We start from the raw sequence: 19958 nt of genomic DNA, 5'->3' as shown, positions 1-19958 counted from the left end.
GGGGCAGGAACCATGAATGCTTTAAAAGTCGAAAGATTGAAAATTAATTATAAAACATTCGAGGAATTCCAACAATTCCATGAGTTCGGACTTCCGGAATTATCCATGTTGGAAGATCTGCAAGAGAATATGGTGGAAAACAACAGCCATTCCCCTTTTTACGGCATATACCAAGATGGAAAACTGGCGGCCAGAATCAGCTTATACCGGGTGGATGCCAAATATGACCGCTATTTTTCACCCGCTCAGGATTATTATGAAATTTGGAAGTTGGAAGTGTTACCCCCGTTTCGCCGACAAGGCATGGGAAAAGCGCTGGTCTCCTACGCCAAAAGTTTGGGATTGCCGGTCAAAACCAATGCCCGCTGCCGGACGGATGAATTTTGGAAAAAAATGGGCTTCATCCCCGTCAAATACCACCCGGAACGCGACCGCGGCGAAAGTCCCTATGTCTGGTTGCCGGAAGGGGTCGCTTTAAAAGATTGAGGGATTTTCACACCCATAAACGGAAAGACCCACATGTTTCAATATGCGGGTCTTTTTTTTACTTGTCGATCTGCTCCAGGGATTCTTCCCCCGGTTTGAACCGGCTCTTGTCTTGCAATTCCCCATCCCCTTGAATCGCCAGCTTGCGGGCTCTCTCCATGATTTGCACCAGGGTGCGGTAATCATCATTGACAAGACGGTAATCGCTCTTTACATCATTCAGTTGTTCTTTCATCTCTTGGTTTTCTTTTTCCAGCTTCCGGATCTGGTTTTCCCGTTCCTTCAATTCCTTTTCCAATTGTTGTTGTTGCCTTTGCAGTTCACTCACTTCCGTTTTATATTGACGCAAAAAGCGGATGATCTTATCGATGGACTGAACCATGTTTTCGGAAGACAAAGAATCCGGCCGGAAACGGTAACCGGTTTTGCCCCGTTCCTGTAACTTTTTTTGCCGCTGTTGCTTGGCGATTTGAATGGCGGATTCGTACTTTTTGCGTACCGTGCTGTTCCATCGGAATCCGCAAGCAGCCGGGGTTCTCCCCAACTTCTCGGCCACTTCCTCAAACGCGGATAATTGTGTTCCTCCTTCCCGGATATGCCTTAAAGTCACTTCCGCCAAAATCATGTCATCGTCAGGAGTCCAAGCATCCTGGCGTTTCACTGCCATAAACCGTACCTCCTATCCCTCTTAAGCCCCTCTCACACAAGGTCAACTTCCTTATCCTTACTATATGCAATTGATATAAATCATAGTATATGGATCTACTAATTTTTATTACCATCCGAATGTAGAAGTATACCCCAGCAGGGCGAAATAAAAGAAATCGAAGTTACGGTTTTCCTTTGTTCATTTCGTGCGGGTACGCTTTAAAAAATCGGAAACCGCCCGATGGTGACTCTCGCTTTCCCACAAAGCGGCACAATTTTCCGCCTCTTGATGCAAAAGCTCCGCAGTGTCTTTGCCCTCCCGGACTGCTTTGGCAAGCAATTTATATCGGGCAGTGACTTCCGGAGAACCTTTCACCAGGGAATCAACAAACCGCTTGACTTCATCCCAAAACCGGTCACGCTCCCATACCCGATCAACCAGTCCCGTCTCAAAAGCCTCTCTTGCCTCCATCACTTTTCCGGACAACAAAACCGGCAAGGCCCGTCCCGGTCCGATTTTTTTCATCAACCGGCTGGCGCCTCCCCACCCGGAAGTAATATGCAAATTCACCTGGATCATCCCGAACCGTGCCGAATCCGAAGACACACAAAGGTCGCAGCTGGTGGCAAACTCACACCCGCCTCCCACGGCAGGCCCCTCCACCGCCGCAATCGAAAGCAAATGCGACTGGTAAATCCGTTCCAGGCATTTTCCCATCCGCAACATGACGGGCCGGATTTCTTCCGTTTTGGTCATTTGGTGAAATTCCCCCACATCGCCTCCGGATAAAAAAGCTTTCTCATCGCCGTAAAACACAACCGCCTGCAATTGTTCATCCTTTTCCCATTCATTCCATACGGACTCCAACTCTTCCATCATCTTCTGATTCACTGCATTTCGGACTTCCGGCCGGTGAAAACGGATCCATCCGGTTTTCCCCGTTTTTTTCACTTGAATTGTCTCCATCATGGAACATCCTTTCTTCATTGCTTGATAGCCGCATGACACTGAGGGTATAATAAATCTGTCATCGTCTTCTGAGATCTCAACGTATCAGGGTACATAGAAAGGAGTGGGACCATGGACCGCATGTTTCGTGTTCTCGGTTTCTGGGCTTTTGCGATCGCCCTCATGTTCCTGGCTGGCCAAATGTACATCCCGGCCTTCCTTTTCATCGCGCAAACCATCCTCTTCACGGTATTGGGTTACATGCGTTTCACGGAAAAAACATATATGTATCTGTTTGGTGGTTATATGTTTATTTCCTTTATCGGTATGGTTGGGTATGCCACTTTCATGATGTAATATTTACGAAAAGATTGCAAAGCGTTTTCACTTTAAAAAACCTCATCCCGGCGGCTCTTTTCTTTGTGGTGAAAGCAAAAGAAAAGAGCCGTCTTTTTTGACGGCTCTTTTTCATGCTTCATCGATACTTGGAATGTTCACGGCCGGATCCACTTCTTGATCATAGTCGACGCCCTCTGTTTCAAAACCAAACAGCTGGAAGAAATCGCGGCGATATCCTTCAATATCCGAAATTTCTTCCAAAGTGGCGCTGTCGATCAACTCCCACTGCTCCATCACCGCCTGCTGCACTTCCGGCATCATTTCCAAATCATCAATCCGGATGCGCCCTTTTTCATCCACGGGCACTTCTCCGCCTTGGTAAAGTCTTTCCGAAAAGAGACGGTACATTTGCATGATGCAGTCTTCGTGCAACCCTTTTTCTTTCATCACTTTGTACAAGATGGAAATGTAAAGCGGAACAATCGGAATCGCGGCACTGGATTGCGTCACCAGGGCTTTATTGACAGACACAAATGCCCGTCCGCCCAAGTCTTTCAGTTTTGCGTCCAGTTCATGAGCGGTTTTTTCCAAATGGTCTTTGGCTTTTCCGACGGTCCCTTCCCGGTAAATGGGGAAAGTCAATTCCGGACCGATATAGGAATAGGCAATGGTGGTGACGCCTTCTGCCAACACATCCGCTTCTTTCAAAGCGTCCATCCACATCTGCCAATCTTCCCCGCCCATGACTTGAATGGTGTCATGAACCTCTTCGTCGGTGGCCGGTTCAATCGTCATTTCGGACACGTTTCCGCTGTGGAAATCCACCGCTTTGTTGCTAAAGGGTTTTCCGATCGGTTTCAAAACGGAATGGAAGGTCTCTCCCGTTTCCGGATGGACTCGCCGGGGGGCCGCCAGGCTGTAAACCACCATATCCACTTTGCCCCCCAAACGGTTTTTGATCTTTTGGATCGTTTGTTCTTTGATCTCTTTGCTGAATGCATCCCCGTTTATGCTCTCTGCCACCAATCCGGCTTTACGGGCTTCTTTCTCAAAAGCCGCCGTGTTGTACCAGCCTGCCGTGGCCGTCCGGTTTTTCACACTGGGTTTTTCAAAAAACACCCCGATGGTGTCGGCTCCGCAACCAAAAGCCGCCACTATCCTCGAAGCCAGTCCGTAACCGGTTGAAGAACCGATAACCAGCACTTTTTTCGGCCCGTCAATTTTGGGCCTGCTTTTGACATAATCGATTTGATTTTGCACTTGCTTCGCACAACCGTCCGGATGGGCCGTTGTGCAGATAAAGCCGCGAAATTTCGGTTTAATGATCATCTTTCATCCTCTTTCATTCATTTTTTTTCACCAGTGGATTTAGTCTGGATGAGCACTTGGAATGCTTCGCCCATGGTTTCGGGATGAATGAGCTGCTTGATGGCCCGAAGCCGCTTTGCATCCTCGCCAAACGGATCCCTCCCGGGGGATTCAGGCAGCCAGTCAAACACGCCCGCCTCAATCAAAAACCGGGACTGGGACCATAACTGCTCCCCCGTAAACCCGGCCTCCCGGCCCCATTCGATCAAATGGGAAAAATTCACGTCATATGTAAGATCCTTTTCACCCGGATCCGAATAGAAATCATGGCAAACCCGATGCGCTTGATAGGCGCGGATGGTTTTTCCCTTTTGCAGTAATTGTTCGCCGGTCCCGCCATAGTCAATGGTAACCAGCACTCCTTGCTCCATCCAGCCGGCAATTTCCTGCAGCCAGTCACGCGCCGCCAGACAGATTTCCATCTCTTGGCCTTCTTTTAATTTCATAAGCCAACTTTCCATTTGTTGACGGACGGGACTGTCTTCAGACAAAGGAATCCACTTTTCCTTCAAATAAGGCTTCCGGTTCATGGTGGTCACAAACGCCTCAGTCCATCTGCCCTGATCTTTTTTTATCCGATGAACCGGAAAAGCGTCAACCAGCTCGTTGCTGTAAATAAATGAGAAAGGCCGTGCAGGAATGTCGCTCAAGCGGTTGACGGTCCGAAAACCGACCGGGGACGAGGCGAAACGTTCTTCCAGCAAACGGCGATGATACGGGCTGGTTTCGATTAAGTAAAATGAGATCTCTTCCGGGGAAAAACCCTGCTCCATCAAACCTTGCGCAAACTGTTCGGCAATGCGGCCGTCACCGGCTCCCCATTCAACAATCGTCCAACGGGACCGGATTTGGTTTCTTTTCAGCCAGTCTGCAAAAAAACGGCTGAGCACCTTGCCAAACAGGTCACCCACGTGCGCGTTGGTGAAAAAATCACCCTTTTTCCCCAATTTGGTCTGTTCTTTTGCGTAATAACCCCATACCGGATGATACAACGCCTGTTCCATAAACCGGGGAAACCCGATGGCACGGAGGCGGGTCGATTCAATTTCTTGAATCAACCCGTCCAAGAGAGAATTACTCATGACAAGCTCCCCTTATGAGAAATCAAACACATTGGCGCTCAGGTACCGTTCGCCGGTATCCGGAGCCATGCAAACCACTTTCTTGCCTTTTCCCAACCGCTTCGCCACTTGCAGAGCCGTCCACACCGATGCTCCTGATGAAGGGCCGACCAGCAGGGCTTCTTGGCTGGCCAACTTGCGTGTGGTTTCAATGGCGTCTTCATCACTGACATGAAAAATTTCATCATAAATGGACTGATTCAACACCGGCGGGATAAACCCGGGGCTTGTCCCCGGAATTTGGTGCGGTCCGGGTTTGCCGCCCGCCAGGACGGGGGAGTTTTCGGGTTCGACCACCGCAATAAATAAATCCGGCAAATGAGATTTTAAATATTCTCCGGTTCCCGTAATGGTTCCTCCCGTACCGGCCGTTGCCACAAATGCATCGATCTTTCCTTCCATCTGCTCCAAGATTTCCGGTCCGGTCGTGTTGCGGTGAACTTCCGGATTGGCCTCATTTTGGAACTGATAAGGCATGAAGGAATTCGGAATTTCTTTGGCCAGTTCTTCCGCTTTCTTAATTGCCCCGGGCATCCTTTCCCTGCCCGGTGTCAACACCACTTTGGCCCCGTAGCCTTTTAAGAGTTTAATCCGTTCCTGGCTCATATTGTCCGGCATAACCAAAATGGTTTCATAGTTGCGCGCGGCACCGACCAGTGCCAATCCGATTCCGGTGTTGCCGCTGGTGGGCTCAATAATGGTTGCCCCCGGTTTTAAGACTCCCCGTTTTTCCGCATCCAGGATCAAGTTCAGCGCCGTGCGGTCTTTGACGCTTCCACCGGGATTAAATTTTTCCAGCTTCACATACACATCCGCCCAGTCCGGCTGAACCAGACGGTTTAATTTGACCATCGGGGTCCGGCCCACCAATTCCAAAATATTTTCCGCAACGCTTACTCTTTGCTGACGGGTCCGTTCCATTCCAACATTCCACCTTTTAAATTAAACAATTGTTCAAAACCTTTTTGGGACAAAACCTCTGCCGCGATCACACTCCGCCGGCCGCTCCGGCAAACCAGCAAGATCGGTTTGTCTTTGGCATGTTCCAATTCATGAAAACGGTTTTCCATTTCATCATATGGAATGTGGGCCGCTCCGGGAATATGCCCTTCTTGATATTCTTCATCCGTGCGCACATCCACCACCACATATTGCTCCGGGTCAAAAGCCTTGCTTAATTCTTTGGCTTCAATATCCTGATATTTGCTCACACCGGTCACTCCTTTGGTAAAATGGGTAAAATATGAATGCGAAGTTGGTCAAGGTTCAAGGGACCTTCCACTATCTTGCAGATTTTTCCCTCTTTATCAATGAAAAAAGAGCTCGGAATCGGAACAATGCCGTAAAGCTCAGTGACTTCACGATTTCGGTCCAACAAAACCGGAAAATTCAATTGATATTGCTCCACAAAAGAAGAAACAGCCACATCGGTTTCCGCAATATTGACGGCCAACACCTCAAACCCCTGGTCTTTGTACTGGTCATAAGCATTTTGCAGCGCCGGCATTTCTGTGCGGCAAGGTTCACACCATGTCCCCCAGAAATTGAGTAAAACGGCTTTTCCCCGGTAATCGCTCAGCTGCACCGTTTTCCCGTCCAATGTCGTCAGGGTAAAGTTGGGTGCCGGTTCTCCTTCCTGCAATCTGCTTTTTGAATCCTGGGTCACGGCCTGATATAAAGCATAACCAATTAAAACCACCATCACAAGAAACAAGATGCGCCGCACCCAGTACCTCGTTTTTTTGTCCATGGCCTCACCCGACTTTCTAATCCAATGTACCTCAAATCAAAATCCTTGAAAACCTGTGACTTTTGCCAGCCAGGCGGTGAAAACCGTCATCTGATCAGTATATAACAAAACCCCCAGCAAAACCATCAATGCCCCGCCGGCCTTCATCAATTTTTCCGAATACCGCAAAATCCAACGGGTTTTTCCCATGAAAAATGCCATCAGCAAAAATGGAATCGAAAATCCTAAAATATAAGCCGTCACATAAACAAATCTCATTTCCGGATTCAAAGCCGTAAGCGTGATGATGGCGGCAAAGATCGGGCCGATGCAGGGGGTCCATCCGGCGGAAAAACCGATCCCCACGGCCAGCGAACCCAAATAGCTGACATTTTTTTTGGACACCTGCCATTTATACTCACGCATTAAAAAAGCGGGCCGAAAAATCCCCAGCATAAACAAACCCATCGCCACAATGAGAACGGCCCCCAGCATCCGAATCAGATCCTGGTATTCTTTAAAATAAGCGCCAAACCAGCTTGCGCTGAATCCAATGGCATAAAAAATCATGGAAAAACCGATAAGAAAAAAAACGGTATGCAACATGACTTCCCGCATCCGGCGTTTTTCCTTCAGCTGGTTGACTGAAATTCCCGTGATGTAGGAAAGATAGGACGGATACAGCGGCAAAGAGCACGGAGAGACAAAGGAAAGCACCCCCGCTCCAAAAGCCAACCACCAGCTGACTTGCTCAACCATGATTTCTTCCCTCCCTTTTTCATTGCATCAGTTCTTGCACCGCAGAAAAAAGCTGTTTTTCCGAAACGGCCCCCATAAAGTGATGGGTGATTTTTCCGTTTTCATTGATGATAAACGTGGCGGGAATGCTGAACAATTGATATTGGTCCACACCGACCACCGTCCCGTTCCGGTCCCGGTCAAGGGCGACCGGAAACGTGTACCGGTGGTTGTCAAGATAAGGTTTGACATCGCTTTCATCGCGCTCCATCGCGGTTTCATTCACCATGATCACATTGATCTTTTCGCCGTATGTTTCATGCAATTTTTGGAAATAAGGCATCTCCTCCTTGCATGGCGGGCACCAGGTAGCCCAGAAATTCACGACGGTCGGTTTCCCCTGGTTTTGATATAACTCCACTTCTTCACCGGATAAGACGGGCAACTTAAAATTGGGCGCACAAAATCCTTGTGCCGGTTTGGGTTCCCCTTGGCACACCACCCGGTTCATCACGGAAGTCGAATTTCCTTTTGGTTTGTCAACGGCCATGAAGACGGCTCCTGCCACCGCTGCAGCCAAAACCGCGGCAATAACGGTTTGTCGCTTGTTCATTGCAAACACCCTTTGATGATGGACTCATTGCTTCGTTGTCCAAAGTATATGTCAACGGCCGGATTCTTTAAACCTTATTTACAGCATTCCGGTCACAAACGGATTATGCATCTGTTCCCTCCCGATCGTGGTTTCCGGTCCGTGTCCGCACAAAACACGGGTTTCTTCGGGAAACTCCATGATGATGTCGTGAATGGTGCGCATCAGGGTCTCGTGATCCCCTCCCGGCAAATCCGTTCGCCCGATGGAGTCTTGAAACAAGACATCACCGCTCAATAAAAGGGAATCCACCACATAAGTCACACTGCCCGGCGAATGGCCCGGCGTATGTATCACTTCCCATGATTTTCCGAGCAAAGTCAGCACCTCTTTGCCTTTCAGCAAATGGTCCGCCGGTTTCGCTTGCACTTTCGGCAACCCGAAAAACGAGGAGCCGTTCAGATCCGGATTGGTCAGCCAATCCGCTTCCGCCTCATGGACATAGACCGGAGCCCCGGTCAATGAACGAACCTCTTCCAGCCCGCCGATATGGTCAAAATGAGCGTGCGTCAACAGCACCGCTTCAATCTTGAGTTCCAATTCCTGAATCCGTTCAACCAATGGTGCCGGTTCCATGCCCGGGTCAATCACCACACCGCGTTTTTCATCCGGAAGATAAAGCAACCAAGTGTTGACCATCACCGGCCCCAATACAAAAGATTCCACCTTCATCTTCTCACCCCATCTCATTCATCGGATTTATGCTCATTCTACACTGAAAATGCGCTTTTCAGCAAAACGGTACATGGAAGTTCCGTTTTCGGACAAAATAAACACAAATATACGGAAAGGAAGTGGGACCGGATGAACACACTTCTGAAAACCATCAGCGGTCTTGCCGGCCTTGTCTTGATTCTTTCGGCTTGTTCGCAAAAAAATGAACCTCCGGCGGACAATGCATCGCCTTCACCCAATCAGCCACCGCAAACTGTGAAAGTCAGGCAGACCGCTCCGAACGAAAAGAAAGACCAGTCGTCCCAGGCCGTTGCAAACCGCCTGGTGACCATTGCTCAAAACGTCCCGAACGTCAAAGGGGCCTCCGCCATCGTGCTTGGCAAATACACCATTGTCGGGGTGGACCTGGATCCGACCCTGGACCGGGGAAGAACCGGCACCATCAAATATACGGTGGCCCAAGCCCTGAAAGAAGATCCGCAAGGAGCCAATGCACTGGTCACCGCGGACCCCGACATCACACAGCGGATCCGGGAACTGAATGAAGATCTTCAAAACGGCCGTCCGGTTCAAGGAGTGATGGAAGAACTGGCCGAAATCGCAGCCCGTATCGTTCCGCAACCTTCCAGGGAAACCGAGAAAAACGAACACCCCCCCTCGAAGGAAGATCAACAGCGGCTGAAATAAAAAAGCAAACATCGGGATTTTCCCATGTTTGCTTTTCTTCTTTTTCTTTTGTTAATCAATTGATCAAACTTGTTTGCCTTCCGCTTTCATAAAATATAGTATACTAGAAAATAGCCTATTTGATCCGTTAAAGGAAGATGCCTCATGAAAGTGATTTGCATTTTGTGTGACCAAGTTTTCCGTCCGGACCCGCTCACAGAGAAAAAAATCAAAAAGCATCCGCACCGGATTCAAATTTGTCCGCAATGTCACGAACGAATCACCAAACAAGTGACGGAACGGAAAAAAAATCAATCTTCAAAGACTTGATTGTACTTTGGTTCCGCCATGATGTCGCGGAGCAATTGTTCCGCCGTGTCTTTTGGGAAAATCTCCTCTTTTTCTTCTCCATCCACCTGATAACAAACCACATACCGGTCTTTTTCTTTTCTCTTTTCCAAATTTTCCACGCGGTGATCTTCCCGCAACATTTCCTCAAAAAACTGCACGGTGTCCCGTGCAGAACGATCGCTGGGCCTTGCATCCTGAACCACTTGAATTTGCAGCCAGTTAAACAGAGCATCCTTGAGTTGCATGGTCATCTCTCCCTGATTTCATGCCATTTTTTCGTCTTGTTCTTTCTTTCGCACCAGATAAAGCCGCAACCGCGTCACTGCAATCAACACCACCGTGACCAGCAGCGCGGGAACGATGGGCAGTCCCATCAGATGAAAAAGGGCGAGCAGCCAACAGCCGACAGCCAAAGTAATGTAAACCAACACCGTTTTTAACACGGGCAGCCGGACCGCAAATGCCGTTTTGTAAATCACGGCCGTTAACACCAAAATCACGAGATAAATGCCTGAAATCGGTAAAGAATTCAACCAGTTATTGAGCCATGCCAACATCTTACACCCCTTTTATCCTTTCAATTGATGGAGATATTTCATCTCTTCACTGTATTCTTGTTCATCCTCCACCGGCGTTTCCAGAACCACGGGCAATCCTTCAAAACGGGGTTCTTTCAGAAACAGGGACAAGGCTTTTTCCCCGATTTCCCCTTTGCCGATTTTTTCATGCCGGTCCTTCCGGCTTCCGGCCGGGGCTTTGCTGTCATTAAAGTGAATCGCCACCAAATTTTCAAGATACTTCGTCTTTTCCATTTCGTTCACAAGATCTGAAAAGGTTTCTTCCGTCCAGATCCCGGCGGCAAACCCGTGACATGTGTCAAAACAGAATCCGATTTTCTCCGGCGCATCGGTGGCTTCCCGAATGTCGACAAGCTCCTGAATCGTAAGTCCCAATTCGCTGCCTTGCCCGGCGGTGTTTTCCAGCAGCAGCTTGGTGTTTCCTTCATAATCCGCCAAAATTTTATTCAGTGTCTCCACCATTCTTTCACGACCGTACTCTTCCCCTTCCCCCACATGTTTTCCGCAATGAACCACCGCTCCGACAGCGCCGTAAGCTTCGGCAATCATTAAATCTTCCTTGATGGAACGAATGGTCACTTCATGAAGATCCGGTTTGGGGGTGGACAAATTGGTGATATAAGGTGTATGGCAAACCAACGAAATGCCGTGCTCTTCACAAAATCGCCTTCCCCGCCCGGCATCCGTGTGATTTAATTTTTTGGGGCGTAAGCCACGCGGATTTTTCGTAAACACCTGAAACGAATCCGCTCCCAATTCGCGGGCTTTTTGCGCAGCTTTGTAAAAACCTTTGGCAACGCTGATATGACAACCGATTTTCATGGACTTCTCCTCCTGTAAAGACAAAAAGCGCCTGAGGTAAAGGCGCCGTTCACGTTCATATTTTATCACTTTTCCTTTGGCGATAGCAACTTTCTCATCCGGTCCGGATAGTTGGTGATCACTGCGTCCGCCCCGGCATCCATCAACCGTTTCATCTCTTTTTCCTCATTCACCGTATACGGACGGACCCGGATTCCATGCCGGTGACAACCGTCAATCATCCCGGTGGTGACGGCCAGATGATGCGGATGAACCGCATCCACCCCCAGATACTTTGCATACACCCAAGGATCGACCATGCCGCAGGCGTAAAGCGCACCGGTTTGCATGCCGGGACGGGCTTGTTTCACAGCCAACAGCGACTCATGCCGGAAAGAAGAGAGAATGACCCGGCCCTGCACGTGAAACCGCTCCACTTCTGCAATCACTTTCTGTTCCAATCCGGGATACCGGATGATGCCGTTTTTCAGCTCGATGTTGATCTCAACAGGAACCCCTTCGAGCCTTTCCAGCACTTCACCCAATGTGGGAACGGGTTCGTTTTGAAAGGATGGATGAAACCAACTTCCATTATCCAGTTGTTTCAGCTCTGCCAGCGTCATGTCTTTGATCCATCCGGTTCCGTCGGTGGTCCTGTCCACTTTTTCATCATGCATCACAATCACATGCCCGTCGCGGCTTAAATGCACATCCAACTCCACGCCGTCCGCCTTGGCTTCCACGGCTTTTTCAAAGGCAGACAACGTATTTTCCGGAGCCGCCCCCGAAAAGCCCCGGTGGGCAAACACTTTGGTCAAACTCACCGATTCCACCCACAATACTTTCGTTCTTTCCTGTTGATTTCCACACGCCGCTTTGGCATTCCTTGTCAATTCGGGAAAAAAGATGCCCTCATCCCAACCGGACGGCGAGTTGGATCAACGTGCGCGTCATCACGCCGGTTGCCCCTTTGACGAATATCCCTTTTTCTTTGGGGGATTCAACCGTTCCGCCGATATCCAAATGGACAAACGGGGTGTCTCCGGCAAAAGCTTTTAAAAACATGCCCCCCTGGATGGCTCCGGCCGGAAAACCTCCTTCATTTTTCAAGTCGGCAATATCGCTTTTCAGATATTCATCATATTCTTCGTACAGCGGAAGCTCCCACACCTTTTCCCCCGCGATGCGTGCAGCTGCTTTCACTTCCTCTGCCCACTTCTCATCATTACTCATCAAACCGGTCACCTCATAGCCCAACGCCACTTGGACCGCCCCGGTTAACGTCGCAACATCAACAATCCGGGTCACTCCCAACCGTTTCGCATAAGCGATCGCATCAGCCAACACCACTCTGCCTTCCGCATCGGTATGTTGGATTTCAACCGTTTTGCCGCTAAAAGTGGAAATCACATCGCCGGGACGGTATGCTTTCGCACCCACTCCGTTTTCGCACACCGGAATGACAGCGCATACATTAAAGTGCGGCTGCAATTCACCGATGGCATCCATCGCCGCCAAGACCGCTGCCCCCCCGGCCATGTCGTCTTTCATTTCCCCCATCAAGCGTGCCGGTTTAATTTGCAATCCGCCGGAGTCGAAAGTGATTCCTTTTCCAATCAGCCCCAGAACTTCCTGGCTGTCCGGCGCGCCTTGATACGTCAGCACAAGCATGTACGGATCATGGGCTCCGGCTTGTGCCACACTCAATAACCCGTACATCCCCAGCTCCTCCAACCGGCCGGTGGTGATGATATCAGCTTTCAAATTGCGTTTTTCGGCGATTTGTCTTGCTTCTTCGGCCAATTGGTCCGGAGTCATGCGGTTGCCCGGTTCATGTACCAGATAACGGGCGTAATTGGTGGCCTTGGAAAAGATTTGGCCGCGTTGTTTTCCGGCTTCAAACGCCGATTCCCGGAGCGTTGCGTCGGAAATCCACACAGCGTTGATTTTCTTTTTCGATTGCTCTTGTTTATAGGTGTGATGCTCATAAGTACCCAATTCCATGCCTTCAACGACCGATTGTACGACATCAACCGGATTGTACCTTTCAATGACAATGGAAGGACAACCGATTCCCAAACTGTCAATGCCTTTCTTTTTGGCGGTGCGGGCCACGGCCGCCACGGCATCTTTAAACGCCGGCAAATCCAGTTTGCCCTCTTTGCCCAAACCGACGACAAAGACACGACCGGACGGAATTTTCCCCCAATTGTGAAGAGTCGTAATCTCACCGAACTTTCCGGTGATTTCCCCCAGCGAAATGAGATTGGAAATCCGAAAACCGAGTGCTTCATCGATTTCCCGGGTAACGCCCAGCAAAGATTCGCGCTTTTGAAAATGAAAAACCACAATCGCATCCGCAGACAATGAAGCAAGCGGTTCTCTCGTCAATTTCCATTCCATTCAAACGCCTCCCCAAATCGGTTTCTGGATGTCTTAAATTAAAAGTGCATTATCTCTGTAAAAATTCTTGCATGTAACAGTTTCGACAAAATCAGACCCGTTTCCTGTCTTGGATAAATAGACGAAATTGTTTTATAACAGACACAACTAAGCATCAAGCGGATTGAAATATGAATATATACAATATATATACTTATATACATCTTTGGCATGTTTGTTCTTTCGCCGGTTTTCGCACGATCAATAATTCTCATCCCTTTTAATTTTTATAATATTTAAATAATTTATCGCCATAAATAAGAGACCCACGTGAGCGGGTCCGGATGTAGATCATAACGCTTCCAGCATCATCATCTCTTTTCTGATTTCCTCCAGTCGCGCTTTGCATTGGTCGATTTTATGGGGATGGTTTTCTTTGAGAGCATCGTACAGGTTTAACAGCTCATAATCCAACTCCATTCTCAACACCAGGATCCTTTCTTCCGCATCCCGACAACGGTAAGCCTTCATCAAATCCTCCATGGTTCCGCTACACCCCTTATTTTTTAATCGGGTATCTTAGGATGCCTGCCATCTTGTTGCTTGGCTACAGCATTGCCTGTTTTTCAAGAAATAAACCTGCCCGGAAAAACGTTTTGTCCCTTCGAAATCTCCGGTTCTGATTTTCTATAATCTATGCTTAAAAACTTGCAAACGGAACGACACTTGACAAAGTGGATGATTTTCAGAATGGAACTGCCTTGTGGTAAGATAGTGATCAAAACGGAAAAGGGTGGTGAAAATCGATGGCAATTCCTTCATTTACGGAAGAAGATTTTGCTGTCTTTCAAGTAAACGGCCTTGAAGAACGCATGGGAGAGTTAAAGAAACGGATCCGGCCGAAGTTTGAAAGCATCGGGGAACAAATTACTCCGTTTCTTGAGCAAATGATCGGAGAACCGTTTTATCTGCATATTGCAAAACATGCCCGCCGGACCGTGAATCCGCCGGATGAAACTTGGATGGCCTGGGCCGCCAACAAACGCGGGTATAAAGCCCATCCGCATTTTCAACTGGGAATCCGCGACACGCATCTTTTCATCTGGTTTGCTTTGATTTATGAATGCGGACGCAAACCAAGTTTTGCCCGCAACCTTCGTATGCAATTGGACGAGATCTGGCCGGCGATTCCTGACCACTTCCACATTTCGGAAGATCACACCGTTCCTGAAACCACTCCCAAAAAGGATTGGGATGTGGAAAAAGGGCTGGACCGGCTGGAAAAGGTGAAAAAAGCCGAGTTTTTGTGCGGAATTCTCATCCCCCGGGATGAAGCGGTTTCCCTAAAAGGTAAAGACATCATCCAACGTAGCGAATCGGTCTTTCAAACGCTTTATCCTTTGTACCGGTTGGCAGTTTCTTCCTGACCTTGATTCTTGCCTGCAATCCTGAGGGTTTTGCAGGTTTTTTTATGGATTTTTTTCTTTTGTTTAAGAATGCTTTTTGTTATACTAACGGTCGTGCATGATTTACTCGAAAAGGCAGGCAACAGCAATGAACCAAAGACAATATCAAACACCACTGTTTTCCAAGCTGATTGAACACTCACAAAAAAATCCATTGCAATTCCACATCCCCGGCCATAAAAAAGGGCAGGGAATGGATCCGGAATTTCGCCAGTTTGTCGGGTCGAACATCCTGTCGATCGACCTCATTAACATAGAGCCGTTGGATGATTTGCATCTTCCCAAGGGGGCGATCAAGGAAGCTCAGGAGCTGGCTGCCGAAGCTTTCGGGGCCGACCATACCTTCTTTTCCGTTCAGGGAACCAGCGGAGCAATCATGAGCATGGTGATGTCCGTCGTCCATCCGGGGGAAAAAATTATTGTGCCGAGAAACGTGCACAAATCAGTGATTACAGCCATTATTCTGGCCGGTGCTTACCCGGTTTTTGTCCACCCGGAAATGGATGAGCGGTTGGGAATCGCCCACGGCATCACCGCCAGTCAGGTTCAAAAAGCGTTGAACCGACATCCGGATGCCAAAGCGGTGCTGGTCATCAATCCCACTTATTACGGAATCGCCGGAAATCTGCGCGAAATTGTCGAGGTTGTCCACCGGCACGGCATTCCCGTCTTGGTGGATGAAGCACACGGCGTGCTCACCCATTTTCATGACCGGTTACCTTTGTCAGCTATGGATGCCGGTGCGGACATGGCCGCAACCAGTGTCCACAAATTGGGCGGATCGCTCACGCAAAGCTCGGTGCTCAACTTACGGGAAGGACTGGTCAATCCCCACCGGGTGCAATCCATTATCAGCATGTTGACGACCACCTCCACTTCCTATCCCTTGCTGGCATCCCTTGATACCGCCCGCCGTTATCTGGCCGTAAACGGTAGTGATATCATTGAACAAACATTATATTGGGCCGATACGGCACGAAAACGGATCAATGAAATCCCCGGGCTGCATTGCATCGGGAGAGAATGGCTGGGAAGCGATGCATTATATGACATCGATGAAACCAAACTGCTCATCCATTTAAAACATTTGGGCATCACCGGATATGATGCAGAAAAATGGTTGCGGGAACATCATCGCATTGAAGTCGAATTGAGCGATTTATACAACATTTTGTGTCTGGTCACGCCGGGCGACAGCGAAGAAACGATTCTTCCGTTAATAGATGCCCTTCAGGATTTATCCGATCATTTTTATCAGCCTGGACGTTCCAATCATGTTCCCATTCAAACCCCGGAAATTCCGGAACTGGTTTTGTCGCCGCGCGAGGCGTTTTACAGCCCGACGGTGTCGGTTCCGCTGGAAGAAGCCGCCGGAAGAATCAGTGCCGAATTCATCATGATTTATCCGCCCGGGATCCCTGTTTTTGCGCCGGGTGAACGGATCACGGAAGAAAACATCGACTATATCAAAGAGCACATCCACGCCGGATTGCCTGTCAAAGGAACGGAAGATCCGAACGTAAAAATGATCCGGGTGATTGAATAAAAAAGAGGCCGCTTGATGCGGCCTTTTTTTATACCCACCTTTGTCCTTCTTTATCTTTAAGCCACGCCTTCCACTTGTTTTTCAGACGATTTGGACGGATGATCTTCGCAACCTTGGCAGGAACCGTACAAGGTGCCTGCTTTTTCTGATTCGACATAAGCAATCACTTTGTCGCAGGTTTGGCATACGATGACTTCCAACACAGGAACCCCCTCCAATAACATCTCATAAAGAGTGAAAACGATTCAATTGTGATGTATTAATAGTATATTATGATATACTAATTTTGTCAAAGGAGAGGATGGGATGTCATATTCTTCATTTTTCCATTAAAAAAGAGCAAATCCGGAGACTTGCTCTTTCTGTCAATATTCCCGTTCGGCCTGGTTCCCCAATGCCGGGAGACAGCTTTTCAAAAAGATCGAAACTTCTCTCGCTTCATCCATGGATCGGAGATGGAAAATTCTTTTCAAATAATCTAAATTTTCGGCGTCTTCTAAAGAAAGCAACGAGGAGCGTCCCGTCTGCATACAAACCACTAACGGCTTTCCAAAGAACAGATTGGTGTAGACGATGCCATAATCATAACGGCCGTTATCCGAAATAAAACCGACAAATCGCACTTTGGCCTTTTCTGCCTCGTCATACAAACGTTCATAAAGGCTCATCTTATCTCCTCCTCGCTTTAATTTAGAAGAATATCATTTCAAACGCGAATCCTAAAATACAGAAGATAAATAATATATACCCGTATATTATCATGCTCAAACATAAATTTATTGATCAAGCCAACAAAACATCAAACAATTTGATGAAATATTCATACACATGTTAATATAACGAAAGAAGTATTGATATGAAGGAGCGATCGCCGTGAGTAAAAGCGCATACATAAAACTGGTTCCCGGTTCCAAACAAGAAACCATTGATTTGGACGGGGTCAAACAATTGCTCGACACCTACTGCGAAATGACCGGTCTGACGGGAAAACAATTGGGGTGGTCTTATGAAGCGGCGGCTTTTCCTTATGAGGTGAGCCACGAGGAGCAAGACGGCATTTCTTATCTATACCTCAAAGGCAAAAGCCCGGATAAATATAACGGCTTAATCATTGGAACAAGCAAGGAAGAAGCGTCGGGCGTCCATTATATCCAAATTGTTCTTCCTGCCAATGCATCCCACGGGGACCTTGCCAAAGGAAATGAGTTTTCCAAGTTTTTTGCCAAACAGTTAAAGGGAGAACTCCACTTGTTTAACGGCCGGGTCATGTATTACAACAACCGGAAATAATTTTTTTCCTCCACCTGTTTGTCCCTTCAGGTGGAGGAAAACGGTTAAAACAATCAATGGACGGACAATTCTTTTTCTTGTTCCACGGCCATCTCGATTTTGTAAAGCTCGGTCACATACTCCTGAAACTTGTTGAGATCCACCCGTTCATAACACTGTGCCAGTTTTAAAATGATTTTGTGTTCCTCCTCCCGGTCGCCTTCCTTTCCCGCCAACTCCCGCGCTTTTTCATAATACAAAATGGCTTCTTGATATCTGGCTTGTTGCAGGTAGCAATCGCCCAAAGCCATGTACGTTTCCCGGCTCACTTCCGTCTGCCGGGATCGTTCGCAACCCAAAGCGGCTTCTTTCAAGACTTCCTCCGCTTCGCTCCATCGGTTTTGCCCCAAATAACTGAGGCCCAGGTGCGTTTGCCCCCGGATTTTTAACAGATCGTTTTTCAGTCTTTCCTGCAGGCTCAATACCGTCAGGAAACAGTCTTCGGCCTCTTCCCATTTTTTGATCAACAAATACACCTTTCCCATCAATTGCCATAACCTGCACGCTTTTCCCGCTTTCCCGTTGATCCGCGCCAGTTCGATTCCTTGGATGGCATACCGGATGGCCTCGTCATGCAACTTCAACTTCATTAACACCTTGATGCGAACCATGTATAATTCCAACACAGTATCAACGCTCTCAATGCAGCTGATCTCCTTCCAGAATTTTTCGATTTGGCGCAACGCTTCTTCCAGACGGTTGGCTTCATTCAGATAGATGATGCGTGAAACCTGCAAAAGATATTTGTAATGGCTCCGTTGTCCCTCTTCCTTAAAGTGGCTGATTCCTTCCTCGATATAGCTTAATGCTTGATTCCATTCTCTGTTTTCATAAGCAATGCGGCTTAATTCATGGTAACTGGCTGCTTTGATGTTGGTCATGGAACGGTCTTCCCGTTGTTCCATGATCCGGATCGCTTCCAGAAAGTAGTTTTTGGCCTTCACCCAGTTTTTCTTCTTTAAATAAATTTTCCCCCGCAAATAATGAATCATGCCGGCCAGCTTATGATTGGCGGGCACATCCAATTTGCGAAGCCGTTCCAATCCCTTGTCCGGATTCATCAAATCCACCATGCTCTCGATGGCGGTCAACTTTAAAACCATTTGCTCTTCTTCTTGTTTTTCTTTGGCCAACAAATCATGGGCCCGATCCAGATTCACATTTAACTTTTCCGCAATATACCGCACTTTTTCTTCATTGACATAAGTAATCCCCCGTTCGATATTGCTGATCGTGGAAGGAGAGATGAAATCGTCGGCCAGATCTTCCAGCCTCAGTCCCAATTCCTTTCTCCTTTTTCGGAGCAATTCCCCGATTTGAATTGGATGAATATAGTCCACGTTCTTCACCATCCCTGACACCTGATCAAATTTCACCACATATGTAACACTATATAAAATTTTCAGCTAATTTTTATGTCATGACGGGGTAAAGCACCCAAACATCCCCTGAAGAAAGAAAAAACCCCAACATTTTATGGGGTAATTAAATATTTAGATACGCTTATTCTACCATATTTTTTTGAAAAGAAAAAAGAATGAATCAAAAAAAGGAAATTCTCTCCCTTTATATCCTCTCAAATAGATTGACCACGATGAAAGCAAAACTGCTTCCCAAGAAGGTTCCGATCAACACATCGGTCGGATAATGCAAAGCCAGATACATGCGGGAGAATCCAATGATCATGGCATATGGAATCAAAATCATCATCATGACGGACGAATGAAGGGCAAACGTCATGGCAATGGAAAAAGCGGCTGTGGTATGGCCGGAAGGAAAAGAATAATCCGTCAGCGGATTTGGAAATGTGTGCAAATGCGTTAATTTCAGATAAGGGCGGATTCTTGGCTTATACTTTTTCAAAAACCGGACGGCCAAATGGCTTGTCCCCAGCGCAATCAATGCCTCCAACGCCCATCCTTTCACCGGCTTGGGCATAAAAAGAAGCCAGCCCAACAAAAAAACGATGGTCGCCGTGGCCCCTCCCAAATGGGTCACCCGGGGCATGAGCCAATCCAACAAACGACACTTGAAATGGCAATTCACCAGTTGGATCAAAAATTGATCCGATCGGGACAACCAGGATGTCAAACTTTTCATCAGACCTCACCTCCGTCTGTCTCAGCACCCCTGA

At 48.0% G+C, this 19958-nt stretch carries 27 protein-coding genes; 7 read left to right on the top strand and 20 right to left on the bottom strand.

The window, feature by feature from the left end; genetic code table 11:
- Window positions 1-12 precede the first annotated feature (12 nt).
- Window positions 13-486: an N-acetyltransferase gene (locus tag ATH33_RS06410; protein WP_037994997.1), complete on the top strand. Its 474-nt coding sequence runs from the start codon at window positions 13-15 to the stop codon at window positions 484-486.
- Between the two features lie 58 nt (window positions 487-544).
- On the opposite strand, the gene ATH33_RS06405 is transcribed toward ATH33_RS06410, so the two are convergent.
- Both ATH33_RS06405 and ATH33_RS06400 read right to left on the bottom strand, forming a co-directional pair.
- Window positions 545-1153: an RsfA family transcriptional regulator gene (locus ATH33_RS06405; RefSeq protein ID WP_037995000.1), complete on the bottom strand. Its 609-nt coding sequence runs from the start codon at window positions 1151-1153 to the stop codon at window positions 545-547.
- A gap of 180 nt (window positions 1154-1333) precedes the next feature.
- Entirely contained in the window at window positions 1334-2101 is a 768-nt protein-coding gene (locus ATH33_RS06400) for an enoyl-CoA hydratase/isomerase family protein (RefSeq protein ID WP_049720300.1), read from the bottom strand.
- A gap of 114 nt (window positions 2102-2215) precedes the next feature.
- On the opposite strand from ATH33_RS06400, the gene ATH33_RS06395 reads away from it, so the two are divergent.
- A complete protein-coding gene (locus tag ATH33_RS06395) occupies window positions 2216-2440 on the top strand; it encodes a DUF2626 family protein (protein ID WP_037995005.1) in 225 nt (74 codons plus the stop codon).
- A gap of 111 nt (window positions 2441-2551) precedes the next feature.
- Here the strand turns inward: ATH33_RS06395 and fabV are convergent, their stop codons facing one another.
- From fabV to ATH33_RS06355, 8 genes are all read right to left on the bottom strand, one after another.
- Window positions 2552-3751, bottom strand: coding sequence for an enoyl-ACP reductase FabV (gene fabV / locus ATH33_RS06390; protein WP_037995008.1), 1200 nt, complete (start codon window positions 3749-3751; stop codon window positions 2552-2554).
- Window positions 3752-3768: 17 nt separating this feature from the next.
- Entirely contained in the window at window positions 3769-4872 is a 1104-nt protein-coding gene (locus tag ATH33_RS06385) for a class I SAM-dependent methyltransferase (protein ID WP_037995011.1), read from the bottom strand.
- A gap of 12 nt (window positions 4873-4884) precedes the next feature.
- Window positions 4885-5832: a cysteine synthase A gene (gene cysK / locus ATH33_RS06380; protein ID WP_037995014.1), complete on the bottom strand. Its 948-nt coding sequence runs from the start codon at window positions 5830-5832 to the stop codon at window positions 4885-4887.
- Window positions 5805-6122, bottom strand: a complete 318-nt coding sequence (locus ATH33_RS06375) for a rhodanese-like domain-containing protein (RefSeq protein ID WP_049720302.1) — start codon at window positions 6120-6122, stop codon at window positions 5805-5807. The genes cysK and ATH33_RS06375 overlap by 28 nt, the downstream gene beginning before the upstream one ends.
- 5 nt (window positions 6123-6127) lie before the next feature.
- The gene (gene resA / locus ATH33_RS06370) at window positions 6128-6661 is read right to left on the bottom strand and encodes a thiol-disulfide oxidoreductase ResA (protein ID WP_121874209.1); all 534 of its coding nucleotides are present in this window, start codon (window positions 6659-6661) and stop codon (window positions 6128-6130) included.
- Window positions 6662-6697: 36 nt separating this feature from the next.
- Window positions 6698-7402: a cytochrome c biogenesis CcdA family protein gene (locus ATH33_RS06365; protein ID WP_369792448.1), complete on the bottom strand. Its 705-nt coding sequence runs from the start codon at window positions 7400-7402 to the stop codon at window positions 6698-6700.
- A gap of 16 nt (window positions 7403-7418) precedes the next feature.
- Window positions 7419-7991, bottom strand: coding sequence for a TlpA family protein disulfide reductase (locus ATH33_RS06360; RefSeq protein WP_049720304.1), 573 nt, complete (start codon window positions 7989-7991; stop codon window positions 7419-7421).
- Between the two features lie 78 nt (window positions 7992-8069).
- Window positions 8070-8702, bottom strand: a complete 633-nt coding sequence (locus tag ATH33_RS06355) for an MBL fold metallo-hydrolase (protein ID WP_082240647.1) — start codon at window positions 8700-8702, stop codon at window positions 8070-8072.
- A 132-nt stretch (window positions 8703-8834) separates the two neighbouring features.
- On the opposite strand from ATH33_RS06355, the gene ATH33_RS06350 reads away from it, so the two are divergent.
- Window positions 8835-9392 (top strand): YhcN/YlaJ family sporulation lipoprotein, encoded by a 558-nt coding sequence (locus tag ATH33_RS06350; protein WP_082813532.1) that lies wholly within the window; start codon window positions 8835-8837, stop codon window positions 9390-9392.
- Between the two features lie 144 nt (window positions 9393-9536).
- Window positions 9537-9701, top strand: coding sequence for a DUF2197 domain-containing protein (locus ATH33_RS06345; RefSeq protein WP_082240649.1), 165 nt, complete (start codon window positions 9537-9539; stop codon window positions 9699-9701).
- On the opposite strand, the gene ATH33_RS06340 is transcribed toward ATH33_RS06345, so the two are convergent.
- The 6 genes from ATH33_RS06340 to ATH33_RS06315 form a co-directional block, all read right to left on the bottom strand.
- A complete protein-coding gene (locus tag ATH33_RS06340) occupies window positions 9683-9967 on the bottom strand; it encodes a hypothetical protein (RefSeq protein WP_037995025.1) in 285 nt (94 codons plus the stop codon). The genes ATH33_RS06345 and ATH33_RS06340 overlap by 19 nt on opposite strands.
- An 18-nt stretch (window positions 9968-9985) precedes the next feature.
- Window positions 9986-10276: a YlaH-like family protein gene (locus ATH33_RS06335; RefSeq protein ID WP_170151240.1), complete on the bottom strand. Its 291-nt coding sequence runs from the start codon at window positions 10274-10276 to the stop codon at window positions 9986-9988.
- Window positions 10277-10291: 15 nt separating this feature from the next.
- A complete protein-coding gene (locus ATH33_RS06330) occupies window positions 10292-11122 on the bottom strand; it encodes a deoxyribonuclease IV (protein ID WP_037995029.1) in 831 nt (276 codons plus the stop codon).
- 65 nt (window positions 11123-11187) lie between these two features.
- Window positions 11188-11925, bottom strand: coding sequence for a glycerophosphodiester phosphodiesterase (locus ATH33_RS06325; RefSeq protein WP_049720403.1), 738 nt, complete (start codon window positions 11923-11925; stop codon window positions 11188-11190).
- An 88-nt stretch (window positions 11926-12013) separates the two neighbouring features.
- Window positions 12014-13504, bottom strand: coding sequence for a leucyl aminopeptidase (locus ATH33_RS06320; protein WP_037995031.1), 1491 nt, complete (start codon window positions 13502-13504; stop codon window positions 12014-12016).
- Between the two features lie 330 nt (window positions 13505-13834).
- Complete coding sequence (locus ATH33_RS06315) at window positions 13835-14014, bottom strand: hypothetical protein (RefSeq protein ID WP_231564588.1); 180 nt, start codon at window positions 14012-14014, stop codon at window positions 13835-13837.
- Window positions 14015-14289: 275 nt separating this feature from the next.
- Here ATH33_RS06315 and ATH33_RS06310 point away from each other — a divergent pair, with 275 nt between their 5' ends.
- The gene (locus tag ATH33_RS06310) at window positions 14290-14910 is read left to right on the top strand and encodes a YktB family protein (RefSeq protein WP_037995034.1); all 621 of its coding nucleotides are present in this window, start codon (window positions 14290-14292) and stop codon (window positions 14908-14910) included.
- A 127-nt stretch (window positions 14911-15037) separates the two neighbouring features.
- Entirely contained in the window at window positions 15038-16495 is a 1458-nt protein-coding gene (locus ATH33_RS06305; protein WP_037995036.1) for an aminotransferase class I/II-fold pyridoxal phosphate-dependent enzyme, read from the top strand.
- 56 nt (window positions 16496-16551) lie between these two features.
- Here the strand turns inward: ATH33_RS06305 and ATH33_RS06300 are convergent, their stop codons facing one another.
- Window positions 16552-16695: a GapA-binding peptide SR1P gene (locus ATH33_RS06300; protein ID WP_121874250.1), complete on the bottom strand. Its 144-nt coding sequence runs from the start codon at window positions 16693-16695 to the stop codon at window positions 16552-16554.
- 165 nt (window positions 16696-16860) lie between these two features.
- Complete coding sequence (locus tag ATH33_RS06295; RefSeq protein ID WP_037995039.1) at window positions 16861-17163, bottom strand: DUF3055 domain-containing protein; 303 nt, start codon at window positions 17161-17163, stop codon at window positions 16861-16863.
- Window positions 17164-17368: 205 nt separating this feature from the next.
- On the opposite strand from ATH33_RS06295, the gene ATH33_RS06290 reads away from it, so the two are divergent.
- Window positions 17369-17785: a DUF1885 family protein gene (locus ATH33_RS06290; RefSeq protein ID WP_037995041.1), complete on the top strand. Its 417-nt coding sequence runs from the start codon at window positions 17369-17371 to the stop codon at window positions 17783-17785.
- A 53-nt stretch (window positions 17786-17838) separates the two neighbouring features.
- Here the strand turns inward: ATH33_RS06290 and ATH33_RS06285 are convergent, their stop codons facing one another.
- On the bottom strand, window positions 17839-19173 hold the full coding sequence (locus ATH33_RS06285) for a helix-turn-helix domain-containing protein (protein ID WP_165489737.1): 1335 nt from the start codon (window positions 19171-19173) through the stop codon (window positions 17839-17841).
- A gap of 217 nt (window positions 19174-19390) precedes the next feature.
- The gene (locus ATH33_RS06280) at window positions 19391-19924 is read right to left on the bottom strand and encodes a phosphatase PAP2 family protein (RefSeq protein ID WP_037995045.1); all 534 of its coding nucleotides are present in this window, start codon (window positions 19922-19924) and stop codon (window positions 19391-19393) included.
- Window positions 19925-19958: the final 34 nt, after the last annotated feature.

Origin of the sequence: Thermoactinomyces vulgaris, assembly GCF_003688725.1 — a bacterium.
GTDB classification, from domain to species: domain Bacteria; phylum Bacillota; class Bacilli; order Thermoactinomycetales; family Thermoactinomycetaceae; genus Thermoactinomyces; species Thermoactinomyces vulgaris.
Note: the sequence above shows the minus strand (reverse complement) of the source record. Positions and strands in the feature narration are given on the sequence as shown.

Excerpts from the sequence above, each read along its gene's own strand:
- ATH33_RS06410 (WP_037994997.1), top strand. The coding sequence starts at position 13 with ATGAATGCTTTAAAAGTCGAAAGATTGAAAATTAATTATAAAACATTC.
- ATH33_RS06405 (WP_037995000.1), bottom strand. The coding sequence starts at position 1,153 with ATGGCAGTGAAACGCCAGGATGCTTGGACTCCTGACGATGACATGATT.
- ATH33_RS06400 (WP_049720300.1), bottom strand. The coding sequence starts at position 2,101 with ATGGAGACAATTCAAGTGAAAAAAACGGGGAAAACCGGATGGATCCGT.
- ATH33_RS06395 (WP_037995005.1), top strand. The coding sequence starts at position 2,216 with ATGGACCGCATGTTTCGTGTTCTCGGTTTCTGGGCTTTTGCGATCGCC.
- fabV (WP_037995008.1), bottom strand. The coding sequence starts at position 3,751 with ATGATCATTAAACCGAAATTTCGCGGCTTTATCTGCACAACGGCCCAT.
- ATH33_RS06385 (WP_037995011.1), bottom strand. The coding sequence starts at position 4,872 with ATGAGTAATTCTCTCTTGGACGGGTTGATTCAAGAAATTGAATCGACC.
- cysK (WP_037995014.1), bottom strand. The coding sequence starts at position 5,832 with ATGGAACGGACCCGTCAGCAAAGAGTAAGCGTTGCGGAAAATATTTTG.
- resA (WP_121874209.1), bottom strand. The coding sequence starts at position 6,661 with ATGGACAAAAAAACGAGGTACTGGGTGCGGCGCATCTTGTTTCTTGTG.
- ATH33_RS06360 (WP_049720304.1), bottom strand. The coding sequence starts at position 7,991 with ATGAACAAGCGACAAACCGTTATTGCCGCGGTTTTGGCTGCAGCGGTG.
- ATH33_RS06355 (WP_082240647.1), bottom strand. The coding sequence starts at position 8,702 with ATGAAGGTGGAATCTTTTGTATTGGGGCCGGTGATGGTCAACACTTGG.
- ATH33_RS06350 (WP_082813532.1), top strand. The coding sequence starts at position 8,835 with ATGAACACACTTCTGAAAACCATCAGCGGTCTTGCCGGCCTTGTCTTG.
- ATH33_RS06345 (WP_082240649.1), top strand. The coding sequence starts at position 9,537 with ATGAAAGTGATTTGCATTTTGTGTGACCAAGTTTTCCGTCCGGACCCG.
- ATH33_RS06340 (WP_037995025.1), bottom strand. The coding sequence starts at position 9,967 with ATGCAACTCAAGGATGCTCTGTTTAACTGGCTGCAAATTCAAGTGGTT.
- ATH33_RS06330 (WP_037995029.1), bottom strand. The coding sequence starts at position 11,122 with ATGAAAATCGGTTGTCATATCAGCGTTGCCAAAGGTTTTTACAAAGCT.
- ATH33_RS06320 (WP_037995031.1), bottom strand. The coding sequence starts at position 13,504 with ATGGAATGGAAATTGACGAGAGAACCGCTTGCTTCATTGTCTGCGGAT.
- ATH33_RS06315 (WP_231564588.1), bottom strand. The coding sequence starts at position 14,014 with ATGAAGGCTTACCGTTGTCGGGATGCGGAAGAAAGGATCCTGGTGTTG.
- ATH33_RS06310 (WP_037995034.1), top strand. The coding sequence starts at position 14,290 with ATGGCAATTCCTTCATTTACGGAAGAAGATTTTGCTGTCTTTCAAGTA.
- ATH33_RS06305 (WP_037995036.1), top strand. The coding sequence starts at position 15,038 with ATGAACCAAAGACAATATCAAACACCACTGTTTTCCAAGCTGATTGAA.
- ATH33_RS06295 (WP_037995039.1), bottom strand. The coding sequence starts at position 17,163 with ATGAGCCTTTATGAACGTTTGTATGACGAGGCAGAAAAGGCCAAAGTG.
- ATH33_RS06280 (WP_037995045.1), bottom strand. The coding sequence starts at position 19,924 with ATGAAAAGTTTGACATCCTGGTTGTCCCGATCGGATCAATTTTTGATC.